General features: G+C 72.0%; 11 protein-coding genes. 5 read left to right on the top strand and 6 right to left on the bottom strand.

Going from position 1 to position 11,917, the window contains the following annotated elements:
* Window position 1: 1 nt before the first annotated feature.
* The 4 genes from ACWEVS_RS36760 to ACWEVS_RS36745 all read right to left on the bottom strand — a co-directional run bounded on the left by ACWEVS_RS36760 (window position 2) and on the right by ACWEVS_RS36745 (window position 4,169).
* Window positions 2-853: a carbohydrate ABC transporter permease gene (locus tag ACWEVS_RS36760; protein ID WP_452555341.1), complete on the bottom strand. Its 852-nt coding sequence runs from the start codon at window positions 851-853 to the stop codon at window positions 2-4.
* Window positions 850-1,695 (bottom strand): carbohydrate ABC transporter permease, encoded by an 846-nt coding sequence (locus ACWEVS_RS36755; RefSeq protein ID WP_354910803.1) that lies wholly within the window; start codon window positions 1,693-1,695, stop codon window positions 850-852. The genes ACWEVS_RS36760 and ACWEVS_RS36755 overlap by 4 nt, the downstream gene beginning before the upstream one ends.
* 38 nt (window positions 1,696-1,733) lie before the next feature.
* Window positions 1,734-3,101, bottom strand: coding sequence for an ABC transporter substrate-binding protein (locus tag ACWEVS_RS36750; RefSeq protein ID WP_449920646.1), 1,368 nt, complete (start codon window positions 3,099-3,101; stop codon window positions 1,734-1,736).
* Window positions 3,102-3,197: 96 nt separating this feature from the next.
* Window positions 3,198-4,169: a LacI family DNA-binding transcriptional regulator gene (locus tag ACWEVS_RS36745; protein WP_449920643.1), complete on the bottom strand. Its 972-nt coding sequence runs from the start codon at window positions 4,167-4,169 to the stop codon at window positions 3,198-3,200.
* 173 nt (window positions 4,170-4,342) lie between these two features.
* Here ACWEVS_RS36745 and ACWEVS_RS36740 point away from each other — a divergent pair, with 173 nt between their 5' ends.
* From ACWEVS_RS36740 to ACWEVS_RS36720, 5 genes are all read left to right on the top strand, one after another.
* Window positions 4,343-5,479: a mandelate racemase/muconate lactonizing enzyme family protein gene (locus ACWEVS_RS36740; protein ID WP_449920641.1), complete on the top strand. Its 1,137-nt coding sequence runs from the start codon at window positions 4,343-4,345 to the stop codon at window positions 5,477-5,479.
* 110 nt (window positions 5,480-5,589) lie between these two features.
* On the top strand, window positions 5,590-6,327 hold the full coding sequence (locus ACWEVS_RS36735) for a class I SAM-dependent DNA methyltransferase (RefSeq protein WP_449920639.1): 738 nt from the start codon (window positions 5,590-5,592) through the stop codon (window positions 6,325-6,327).
* Entirely contained in the window at window positions 6,324-7,463 is a 1,140-nt protein-coding gene (locus ACWEVS_RS36730; protein ID WP_452555338.1) for a nucleotidyltransferase family protein, read from the top strand. Before ACWEVS_RS36735 ends, ACWEVS_RS36730 begins: the two co-directional genes overlap by 4 nt.
* Complete coding sequence (locus tag ACWEVS_RS36725; RefSeq protein ID WP_452555336.1) at window positions 7,460-8,860, top strand: M16 family metallopeptidase; 1,401 nt, start codon at window positions 7,460-7,462, stop codon at window positions 8,858-8,860. The genes ACWEVS_RS36730 and ACWEVS_RS36725 overlap by 4 nt, the downstream gene beginning before the upstream one ends.
* Window positions 8,861-9,005: 145 nt before the next feature.
* Window positions 9,006-9,854, top strand: a complete 849-nt coding sequence (locus tag ACWEVS_RS36720) for a nucleoside-diphosphate kinase (RefSeq protein ID WP_452555334.1) — start codon at window positions 9,006-9,008, stop codon at window positions 9,852-9,854.
* 71 nt (window positions 9,855-9,925) lie between these two features.
* Here the strand turns inward: ACWEVS_RS36720 and ACWEVS_RS36715 are convergent, their stop codons facing one another.
* Both ACWEVS_RS36715 and ACWEVS_RS36710 read right to left on the bottom strand, forming a co-directional pair.
* Window positions 9,926-10,960, bottom strand: a complete 1,035-nt coding sequence (locus ACWEVS_RS36715; RefSeq protein WP_452555332.1) for a GNAT family N-acetyltransferase — start codon at window positions 10,958-10,960, stop codon at window positions 9,926-9,928.
* A complete protein-coding gene (locus tag ACWEVS_RS36710) occupies window positions 10,960-11,808 on the bottom strand; it encodes a GNAT family N-acetyltransferase (protein WP_452555330.1) in 849 nt (282 codons plus the stop codon). Before ACWEVS_RS36710 ends, ACWEVS_RS36715 begins: the two co-directional genes overlap by 1 nt.
* Between the last annotated feature and the right edge of the window lie 109 nt (window positions 11,809-11,917).

Genomic DNA, 11,917 nt, shown 5'->3' with positions numbered 1-11,917 from the left:
GTTAGCCTTTGACGCCGGTGAAGCCGAGCCCGGCGACGACGTACTTCTGGAAGACCGAGAACAGGAGAACCGGCGGGGCCAGCGCCATCGCCATGCTGGCGATCAGGAGGTCCTGCGGCGCCTGGTCGGCCAGCGTGGCCAGGGCCACGCTGATGGGTTGCTTGTCCGGGTCGGTGATGGCCACGAGCGGCCAGATGAAGTCCTTCCAGCTGTGCATGATCGCGATCAGGCTGATGACGGCCAGGATCGGGCGGCTCATCGGCAGCACGATCCTGGTCAGCAGCTGCCAGGAGCCGGCGCCGTCGACCCGGGCGGCGGCGAAGAGCTCCGGCGGCAGCGCGTCGAAGAAGCGTTTGGCCAGCAGCACGTTGAAGGCGCCGGCTCCGGCGGGCAGCCAGATCGACCAGTAGGAGTCGACCAGGCCCAGGTCGATGATGGTCAGGAAGAGGCTGGCCATGGAGACGGTGTAGGGGACGAACATCGTGGCCAGGATCGCGCCGTAGATCAGCCTGCCGAGCCGGGGTTTCAGGACCGACAGGGAGTAGCCTGCCGTGATCGCGACGACCAGCTGGACGGCCCACGAACCGCCGACGACCTGCACCGTGTTGAGCAGGTAGTGGCCGATGCCCAGGTCGTTCCAGGCGGTGCCGAAGTTCTCCGGCCTGGGGTCGCCGGGCCAGAGCTGGAGCGGCTCGGCGATCAGGTCGGTGGCCGGGGAGACCGCGCCCTTGACGGTCATGTAGAGCGGGCCGACGCCGATCAGCAGGAGGACGGCCAGGGTGAGCCACTGGACCGCGCGCACCGCTGCCCTGACCGCCGGCCGGCGCTCCTCGACGTGGGAGATCAGGCTCATGAGGAGCTCCAGGCGCGGGTGGCCCGCAGGTAGATCGCCGACATCAGGCCCAGGAAGATCGCCAGGAGGAAGGCGAGCGCGGCGGCCTGGCCGTAGGCGCCGTCCCTGAAGGCGTACCTGAAGATCAGCAGGAGGATCGTCAGTGTGCTGTTCTCCGGGCCGCCGTCGGTGAACACGTAGGGCTCGGTGAAGACCTGGGTGGTGCTGACCAGCTGCAGGAGCAGCAGCAGGCCGATGGTGGGGCGGAGCTGGGGCAGGGTGATGTGCCACAGCCGGCGCGCGATCGACGCGCCGTCCATCTGCGCCGCCTCGTAGAGTTCGGCGGGGATGGTGACCATGGCGGCGAGGTAGATCAGGACCGTGCTGCCCATCCAGGCCCAGGTGGACTGGATGACCAGGCTGAGCATCGCGGTCCTGGGCGACTCCAGCCAGGGGAAGGGGCCCAGGCCGGCCAGGCCCAGCAACTCGTTGAACAGGCCGTGCCCCGGGTCGTAGAACCACTTCCACAGCAGGATCGCCACCACCGGCGGGATCACCACCGGGAGGTAGACGAGGAAGCGGTAGATCCCCGCGCCCTTCCGCACCGTCGACATGACGGTGGCCAGGATCAGCGGCGCCGGAAACCCGATCAGCAGGCCGAGCCCGACGAACAGCAGGGTGTTCGCGATCGCCGTGGAGAGCAGCGGGTCCCGCAGGAGCGCGGCGAAGTTGTCCAGCCCGACCCAGGTGGCCGGGTCGACCAGGTTCGTCTCCTGGAAGGAGATCAGCAGTCCCCGGATCATCGGCCAGTAGGAGAACACCCCGAAGGCGACGAAGGCCGGGATGAGGAACAGGAACGCCATGACGGTGTTCCCCCGCCTCCTGGCGCGCGTCGCGACGGTCACTGCCGGCTCGCGGCGAGCTTGGCGTTCACGTCGGTCTCGGCCTTGGCCAGCAGGGCGCTGACGTCGGCGTCCCTGTCGGTCAGGACGGCCTGCACCACGCTGTCGAGCACGGCGTAGACGGCCTGGGCCTGCACCGGCGGCTCGGCGCGGAGCCGGAGTCTGGGGGTGCCCTCGATCCACGGCCGGAAGTGCTCGAGCTTGACGTTCACGTAGGGCCTGACGGCCTCGTCGATCTTCGCCTGCCGGGCGGCGTCGAACATCGGCAGCGTCGGCACGCCGACGGCGGCGTTCGGATCGGCCGCCAGCGCCTTGGCCCGCTCGGCGGCGGCGCCGGTGTCGTACTGCGGCTGGGCGTAGGCGAACAGCAGCCACTTCACCGCCGCCGCCGTCTTCCCCGCGGAGGCCGACCTGGGCACCATGTAGACGTCACCGCCGGTCAGCGTGGCGTTCCCGCCGGCCTGGGGGAGCGGGCCGATGCCGAACGCGTCGATGTTCCGCATGCCGTAGGTCATCTTGGCCAGCCGGTAGGTGCCGGGCGTGCCCAGGTACATCCCGACCTCGCCGGCGGCGAACCGCTTGATCACGTCGTTCTGGTCGTTGAGCTGGTTGGCGCCCATGGAGTCGTCGGTCCAGCGCATCTCCTTCAGCAGGGTCAGCGCCTGCCGGGTGGGCTCGGCGTTGAAGGCGGCCACCCACCTGTCGCCGTCCAGCCGCTCCATGTCGCCGCCGAAGGTGTAGGTCAGTTTCGTGAGCTGCCAGCCGCCCTGGTTGTTCTTGGACTCGTGCACGAATCCGGCCTTGCCGGTCTTCTCGGCGATCCGTTCGGCGTGGGCCCGCACCTCCTCCCAGGTGACCGGCGGTTTGTCCGGGTCGAGGCCCGCCTTCTCGAACAGCTCCCTGTTGTAGACGAGTCCCATCGCGAAGGGCGACTGGGGCACGCCGTACACCTGGCCGGCGGCGTCGCTCAGCGGCCGCAGCACCTGCGGGTTGACCTCCTTGTAGTGCGGCCACTTGGCCAGCTCGGCGGTCAGCGGCTTGACCTGCTTGCGGGCGATCAGGCCCTGCGGCTCGGTGAGCGGCACCTTGATCACGTCCTCGACCTTGCCGCCGGCCAGCTTGGCGGAGAACGTCAGGGGGTCGTAGGTGGCCGGGGAGCCTTCGACGGTGATGCCGGGGTTCTGCTTCTCGAAGTCGGCGACCGTCTTCTCGAACGCGGCCAGGCCCGGCTTGTCCGTCGCCGGAGGCATGCCCTGGACCCTGAGGGTGATGGTGGCGGACTCCTGCCCGGCACCGGAGGACGATCCGCACGCGGCGGCGGTCGTGGCCAGAACGGCGACGCCGAGGGAGGCGGTGATCTTCTTCATCTGAACTCCCGCATTCAGGTCATAGCAGGAAAAACGGTGTTGAAGACGGCATGACGGGATGGCGGTACGGCGCGCGCCGTACCTCGGGAACCGCGGTCAGCGGAGGACGGGACCGGTCGAGGCCCTGGGGATGAGCCGGGAGCCGATCTCCAGGACGCGACCGGCACCGCGCCCGGCGATGGTGTCGAGCAGCAGGTCGGTGGCCTGGGTGGCGAGCTCCTCGGCCGAGATGCGGATGGTGGTCAGCGACGGGGTGGAGGTCTCGGCGAGCAGGGTGTCGTCTATGCCGATCACGCTGACCTCCCGCGGCACGTCGACGCCGAGCTTGGCGAGCTGGTGCAGCACGCCGAGCGCGACCAGGTCGTTGTGGGCGAGCACCGCGGTGGCGTCGCAGGAGGTGACCAGGGTGGCGGCGTGCACGCCGGTCTCGAAGCGCGGCTCGTAGGGGCCCAGCTCGACGAGGGACAACTCGTGCGCCTCGAACGCCTCTCTTATCGACTTGCCGCGGCTGAGCTCGGGCCGCGAGCCGTTGACGAAGACGCACCTGGTGTGGCCGTAGGCCTTCAGGTGCTCGGCCGCCTGGGAGATGCCGGCGGTCAGCGAGATGTGGATCTCCGGAATGCCGGGCACGTGCCGGTTCACCAGCACCACCGGCATGGTCCGCGCCAGCTCGGCGAGCCTGTCCTCCGGCAGGGTGGAGGCCCACAGGATCATGCCGTCGACCCGCTTGGCGACCGCGGTGATGGTCTCCAGCTCGTCGGACTCCCGCTCGTCGGTGTCGGCCGCCAGGACGGTGTAGCCCAGCCGCCTGGCGCGGGCCTGCATCGACTTGAAGATCGGCGGGAAGAACGGGTTGGCGATGTCGGGGATGATCAGCCCGAGAGACTCGGTCTTCCCGCCGCGCAGCGAGCGGGCCGCCGGGTTGGGCGCGTAGCCCAGCTTCGCGGCCGTGTCGCGGATGCGCTGCAGGGTCTGGGGCTGCACCTGGTCGGGGGTGGTGAACGCGCGGGAGACGGTCGAGACCGACACTCCGGCGGCCTGCGCCACCTGCCTGATCGTCACTGCCACGTTGCCCTCCGCCACGTCGTCGGTACGGAGGATGGTTGCAAACGTTCCCGGAAGCGTCAAGAGCGTATCTTCGCGGTTCGAAACCTGGTGAACCCGTGTCTGGCGGACGGTGTGGAGATGATGCATGATGGCGTTTCTGAGAATCCCGGTAACGTTCTCATAGGAGTTCGCCTGTGAAGATCACTGGTTGGGAAGTGCTCACCCTGCCCGAACACGGCGACAGCATGATGCTGCTCGTCGTCGACACCGACGAGGGCGTGCACGGCATCGGCGAGGTGGGCATCCGCTCGCGGCAGAAGGCGGTCTCGGGGGCGATCGAGCACCTGGGCGAGCTGCTGCTGGGCGAGGACCCCGCCCGGATCGAGCACCTGTGGCAGGTGATGTTCCGCCGGGGCTTCTTCCCCGCCGACCGGATCGTGTCGTCCGCCATCGCCGCGATCGATGTGGCGTTGTGGGACATCCGGGGCAAGACGCTGGGCGTGCCGGTCTACGAGTTGTTCGGCGGGCGGGTACGTGACCACGTCCCCGCCTACGCGCACCTGGGGGACGACTATCACGACCTCGAGGCGTTCCTGGACCGGGCGCGGGCGCTCGTCGGGGAAGGCTGGCGGCACCTGCGCTTCGCCGTGCCCCACGACAGGGACGGCACCCTCGACCAGCGGGCCTCGATGCGCTGGGGCATCGAACTGTTCCACGCGGTACGGCAGGCCGTGGGTGACGACGTGGAGCTGATCCTCGACGTGCACACGCGGCTCGACCTGCCCGAGGCCGTGACGTTGTGCCGCGAGATCGAAGCGGCCAAGCCGTACTTCGTGGAGGACCCGCTGCGCTGCGAGGGCCTCGAAGCGTATCGATCGTTGCGGTCCCGCACGGCGGTGCCGCTGGCGGCGGGCGAGCAGTTCGGGTCGAAATGGGAGTTCCAGCGGCTCGTCGAGCAGGACCTCGTCGACTACGCCAGGGTGGACGTCGCCGTGGCGGCGGGGCTCACCGAGGCCAGGAAGATCGCCGCGATGTGCGAGACGCACTACGTCAAACTGGCCACCCACAACCCCCTCGGCCCGGTCACCGCCGCCTCGTCGCTGCACCTGAACCTGGCCGCGCCGTACGTCGGGGTGCAGGAACACCAGGCCCAGCCCGAGCTGGCGGACGTCTTCACCGCTCGGCCGCAGGTCCGTGGCGGTCGCCTGGACGTCCCGGATCTGCCAGGCCTCGGCGTCGACATCGACCGCGTCCAGGCCAGGAAGTACCAGGCCGTCGCCGCCGAACGCCCCCACCTGCGCACCCGCGACGGGGCCTTCACCAACTGGTGAGCCGACGCCGCGGAACCCGCCTGAGGTCGGCATCTTCGTGCCACGCGGGAACCCTGGCCGCCGCCGGACCCGGATGGTGTGATCGAGGCCCGACGCGAAAGGAGCCGTCGATGGCGGACTTCGACCACTGGGCCGAGATCTACAGCGCGTGGACGGCGATGGCGCAGGACGACCCCGCCGAGATCGAGTTCTACCAGCGCCTGGCCGGCGCGGCCGACGGGCCGGTGGCCGATCTCGGGATCGGGGTCGGGCGGCTGGCGGCCAAGCTGGATCCCCAGGTGGGCGTCGATGTGTCGGAGGCGATGCTGGCCGAGGCCCGCACGCGGCTGGGGCCGGGCATCCGGCTGATCAGGGCCGACCTCGCCGCGTGCGAGCTGCCCGAACCGGCCGCGCTGCAGTACTGCGGCCAGAACACCCTCAACCACCTGTCCCGGCGGTCGGTGCCGGAGGCGTTGCGGTGCGCCTTCCGTAACGCCAGGCCGGGCGGGCGGCTGGCGTTCGAGGTGGTGCAGCCCCGGCCGGAGCGGCAGAAGGCGAGGGACGGGGTGCCCCGGCTGCGGGTCTGGGACGAGGGCCGGGCGATCTACGAGATCACCCGCATGCTCGACAAGCAGGGGCTGGAGGCCGAGCTGGTCGGGCTGGTGGAGCGGCTGGACGGTGACCGCAGGGTGGTCGAGCGCGGCTACTTCCCGCCCATCCGGTTCTGCTTCCTCACCATGGCCGAGGTGGCGGGCTGGGCCGAGGCGGCGGGCTGGCAGGTGGAGGGCGCGTACGCCGGTTTCACCGGCAGGCCGCTCGCGCCCGAGTCCTCGACCGCGGTCTGGTGCCTGCGCAGGCCGCCGCGATGAGCCGGGTGAGCGGGGTCGGGGTGAGCGGGGTGAGCGGGGTGAGCGCCGCCCAGCTGGAGGGCACGCTGGCGCTGGTCACCGGTCAGGAGCTGGAGACTCCCGGCGAGATGCTGTACGTCGCCAGGCGGGAGCAGCCCTCGCTGGTGGCGACACTGCTGAGCGCGTGGGAGGGAGAGGGGCGGCGGCTGGGCCCGGGGCTGGCGCACGAGCTGGCGCAACACCGCGGGCGGATGGCGTTCTACCGGCAGCAGCAGGCGCGCCTGCCCGTCGCGGTCGTCTCGCTCAAGGGGCTGGAGATCGCCGACAGGTACCCTGACCCGCTGCTCAGGTACATGAACGACCTCGACTTCTGGGTGCCGCAGCGGGAACGGCTGTGGGAGCTGGCGGCCTGGCTGCTCGACGATGGCTGGTCCATGCACACGGCCACCTTCATCCGGCTGGAGCGGGAGCCGGAGGTGATCCTGAGCCTGCGCAGGCGGCCCGACGACCCGTACGGCCTGCCGTACGGGATCGAGCTGAGCACGCTCGCCTACCTGGGCGACGGCCTCGGGGCGCCGCACCGCACGAGCGTGCCGGGCGACCCGGTGGTGAAGAACCTCGTGGCCCTGCTCTACGAGCGCTTCGAGCAGCCCTACCGGGCCAGGGACCTGATCGACGTGGCGGTGCTGCTGGGGGCGGCCTCCCCAGGGACGCTGCGGGCCTGCGCCCTGGCGGTCAGTGAGCTGGCGCTCTGGCCGGAGTACGCCGAGCTGGCGGCACTGCTGGCGGCCGGCCCGCTGGAGGTGCCCGAACTGCCGGGGGAGCGCAGGGCGCTGGTGCGCGCCAGCCGGCTCAGGCGGCGCACGACGGTGGTGAAGGCGCTGCGCAGGCCGGTCAGCCTGGCCGCGACGGTGTTGCAGAGCCGCATGACGGGCGCCGCGGTGCTGGACCGGCTCAGCCCGAAGGCGGCGCTGGAGGCGGGGCTGACGTTGTTCGCGCTTCCGGTCGAGGGCGGTGTCCGCACCGACCGGCTGACGATCGGCGAGAGCGGCGGGGCGCTGTGGGCGCACACGCCCGTCGGGCGGTTCATCCTGGTCCACGGCGACGAGGTGGACGAGGAGCTGCTGGGCGGGGCGAAGGCGGCGGGCGCGCTGTGACGCGACCGGTCCGCGCCGACCCGGCGGGCGGCCCGCCGGCGTGGGTCCTGCACCGTCCGCAGGCCGACGTGACCACGGTGAGCGTGTGGCTGCGCACCGGATCCCGCGACGAGGACGAGGCCACCGCGGGCGGCACGCACCTGCTGGAGCACATCCTGCTGCAGGCGCCGTCGGCGGGCGGGGAGCGGGCGGTGGACCTGCTGGAGGCGCTGGGCGGGGAGGCCAACGCGATCACCAGCCGCGAGCACCTGGTGCTGTACGCGCGGGTGCCCACCGAGGCGGCGGTGCGCGCCCTTGACGTGCTGGCCAGGGCGCTGGCCGAGCCGGAGCTGAGCGGCGCGGTGCTGGCGGCCGAGCGCAAGGTGGTCCAGGAGGAGCTGCGGCTGGCCGCCAGCGACCCGCTGGACGTGGTGCACGACGTCTTCTTCGACCTCGCCTTCCCCGGCCATCCCCTGGGCCGCCCGGTCGGCGGCACGATCGAGGAGGTCGGCCGGGTGGAGCTGGAGGCGTTGCGCGCCCACCACGCCCGGTGGCTGGGCTCGGCGGGGGTCGTGGTCTGCGGCGGCGCCGCGCCCGAGGCGGTGGCCGGCGCCCTGGAGAAGGGGCCGCTGGCCGCGCTCCCGCCGTGGACGCCGCCCGCCTGTGCCGGCCCGCCGGTGGTGGGGGCCGGGCGGAAGGCGCTCGAGCTCAACAGCGACACCGCTGGCGTGGTGCTGGGCGGGCCTGCGGTGCCGTACGGGCACCCGTTGCGACCTGCCTGGCTGGTGCTCATGGAGTTGCTGGCCGGGGCCAGCTCGGCGCTGCTGACCGAGGAGCTGCGCAACCGGCGCGGGCTCTGCTACGAGCTGTGGGCGCTGGCCGCGCCCTACCGCGACACCGGGGTGTGGCGCGCCTTCGTCGCCACGGCGCCCGAGCATGTCGAGGAGGTCGTGGCGACCGCCGTCGCGCTGCTGGCGCAGCCCGCCTGGTCGCCGGCGGAGGTGGCGCGGGCCGCGCGGCGCACGGCCGCGCTGCTGCGGCTGGAGGCGGAGCAGTCGCTGGAGGAGGCCCTGCTGTACGGCAGGCACGCCCTGGTGGCCGGCTGCCCGGACTGGACGCTCGCGGGCGAGCTCGCGGCCATCGAGGCGGTGACGCCGGAGGAGATCGCGCGGGCGGTCACGCCGGACGATGCGGCGCGGGTGGTCGCGCCGGAGGGGATCGCGCGGGTGGTCGCGCCGGACGATGCGGCGCGGGTGGTCGCGCCGGAGGGGATCGCGCGGGTGGTCGTGCTGGACGAGGCGGCGCGGGCGGTCGCACCGGGAATGGTCGCGCCGTCGATCGTGGCCGTCGCCGGAATGGCGGTTTCCTGCCAAGAACTCCCGCTCCCGGAAAATCCCCGGGAAATGGGGCGAACATAAGCCTAGGAATGGGCCGCGGGCGGCGCTTGTCCGGCCGCCCGCAGACGAAGTGAGGAGCAGAGAATGGACCGTAACCGAGTCGTGTCGCGACGTCCCCGAGTATCGAAGTCCCGCAAGGGCTGAGGCGTCTTCCAGGGAGTGACGGATGACCGGGATCGTGTGGGACAGGACCGTCCTGTTCCTGTTTCCGCCCGATGCGCTGATGCGGCATCTGTGCACTCCCGTCCTCGACATCCTTGAGGAGCGCGGGTTCGAGCCGGTCCGTTACGAGGTGGTGTGGCACCGGCCGCCCAACCAGGACGCCTTTCACGAAAGCAAGATCACTTCCGCTTGGAAGGCCTACTTCTACCGGCAGGTCGACCTGGTGTTCGACCTCGGGCCCAGCCTCGTCCTGCTGGTAGAGGACAGGTGCACGGCTGACGCTCACGCGAGGCTGCGTGCCCTCAAGGGCGCCAGCGACCCGGCGCAGGCGGCGCCCGGCACCATCCGGGGCGACCTGCGCGGCGTCAACGTCATGCTGGACATCGTGCACAGCTCGGACAGCCCGCAGGACTCCCGGCACGAGGCGGAGATCTTCCTCGGCCCGGGCTGCGGCACCCCGCTCGACGGCGACCAGCGGGCGCTGCGCGACCTGGTGGCGCTGCTGGAGGCGGGCATCCCCAAGGAGAGCAGGGAGTTCGACGACGTGCGCGCCGGAGTGCGCTCCCGGGTGGTGGCCGCGATCTGGCACGAGCTCGACGACGAGGCGCGCAAGCTGGCCCCGGAGCTGGCCGCGAGCGCCCGGCCGGGCGCGGGCGCGGAACTGGCCGCCCTGCTGCCGCCCCGCCATCCGCTGGCCGACCTGCTGGCCTGCGAGTTCCTGCCCGGCCTGCCGCGCGTGGACCTGCGCAGGACCGCCGCCCTGCTCGCCTGCTACGGCCTGGCGCTCGACCGCTGGGAACAGGCGGTTCTGCAGACCTCGATGCTCTTCCCGCCCCTCCGGCGTTCGGAGTGAGAGTTCGGTGCTCTTCCCGCTCCTGCGGCGTTCAGGGTGACAGTTCGGTGCTCTTCCCGCCCCTCCGGCGTTCAGGGTGACAGCTCGGTGGTCCGGGCGCTCCACTCGACGACCGGCTCGAGCGCCGGGTCGAGGGCGAGGACCCAGGCCGGCAGCTCGACCGCCCGGCAGCCACGGGACAGCTTGGCCCGCCAGCTGCCCTGGCCGTAGTGGAGGCGGGTGACGCCCTGCTCGGCGGCGTGGCGGGCGGGCTCGTAGAAGACGGTCGCGAAGTAGGTGTGGCGGGCCGCCGCGGAGCCGTACCACCTGGCGGTGCTGACGCAGTACCACGTCTCCCGGTGAGGGATGAAGAGGGCGTAACCCACCAGGTGGTCGTCGTGCTCGGCGCTGAACAGCAGCGCTCCGCCGTCGCACAGGGCCGCCAGGCGGTGGGCGACGGCCGCCGGGTCCGCCGCGCCCCCGTACTTGCGGGAGTGCAGGCACTTCAGGTCGACCATCCCCGGCACCGGCCGGGAGATGTCGCTCACGCGCAGCCGTACCCCTGCCTCGGCCAGCCGGCGCAGCTCGCGCCGGGCCTCGCTGCGGCGCTTGGCCGGGAGCCGGACGCCGGGTGAGAGCTCGCACGAGTAGGACAGGGGGATGCGGGCGAAGCCCCGGCGCCCCAGGACCTGCTGCAGCTCCGGTGTGGTGGTGTAGAGGAAGGCGACGGCGCGCAGGCCCTCGGCGCGTGACCAGGCCACGATTTCGTCCACCAGGTCGCCGAGCGTCGCGCCGTCGCGGGCGGCCGGGCCGAGCGGGTGGCACTCGTAGCCGGGCAGCATGACGACCAGGTGCGGGGTCCAGGCCGGGGACCCCGCGAACCGCCGGCGGGCGGCGCGGGCGGCCTCGCTGAGCGGCAGCTGCGCCGGGTCGGCGGTGAGGATGTACGGCAGGTCGAAGGGCTCTCCCGGATGCGCGCCGCGCACCACCGTGCCGTGGAGCACCGCCCCGTCCAGCTCGAAGGTGTACGGCAGGCCGGACACCCGGTCGCGCATCGCGGCCAGCCACCGGCCGGTGGCGAAGAGCGGCCCGTCGGCGATCGGGCGCAGGCCGGCCGTCACGCGCATCAGACCTCCAGCAGGCAGGCGTCCAGGCCGAGCCGGAGCAGCCCGTGCTTGAGCTTGAAGGCGGCGTTGCCGCGCCCGCCCTCGAAGAGCGTCCGGCCCTCGCACATGGCCTGCTCGACCGTGGCGGCGTGGAGCAGGGGGTAGGGGCTGAAGCGGCCGTCGACCCGGTAGTCGACCCCGCAGGCCCAGGCGTGGAAGCGGTGCCGGTCGCGCAGGCAGACACCGGCGGCGATGAGCCGCTCGCCCTGACGGACCTCGACCGCCTGCGCGAGATCGCCGAGCGCGGTGACGAAACCGGCGAAGAGCTCGGGCGGGTAGAAGCCGCTCGAGCCGTGCTTGGCCGCGGTCATGGCGCACAGCCTGCCGATCTCGGCGAGGTTGGCGGTGCCCGCGGGCCTGACCGTGTACGACACGCCGGCCTCGGCGGCCCGGCGGCGGTTGCGCCGCAGGTTGGCCCGGCCCCTCGGGGTGGCGGGGGCGGTGTGGTCCGTCACGCCGCGCAGGTCGAGGCGGAAGCGATCCTCGATGTGCTCGGCAGGGAAGCCCAGCTCGATCAGGGACTCGCGCAGGGGCGAGCCGTGGGCGACGTTGACGAAGCCGTACCAGGCCGCGCCCAGCTCGCCGGCCAGCTCGCGCATCGCGTCGACGACCGCTTCGAGGTGGGGCGCGCCGGGCAGCCAGGCGTCGTAGCAGTGCCAGACGTGGCTGAGCAGGCCAGGCTCCTGGCCGGTCAGGGGATAGCGGGCGCGGAGCTGGCCGAGCGGGTCCAGGCCGTCGATCAGCGAGACGGGCAGGACGGCCACGGCCCGCCCCCGTTCGCGGACCACGAAATAGCGAAACAACTTCACCGGCGTCAGCGGAAAGCTCTCGTATGCCCGCAGATAACGAGATTGATAGAAAACCGGCGCCCCCGAGGCTGCCACGACGCCATCCCATTCCGCGTCGTCAAGGGCTTCG

Source organism: Nonomuraea sp. NPDC003754, assembly GCF_053605785.1.
The sequence above is the reverse complement of the archived record's forward strand: the minus strand, read 5'-3'. Positions and strand labels throughout refer to the sequence as shown.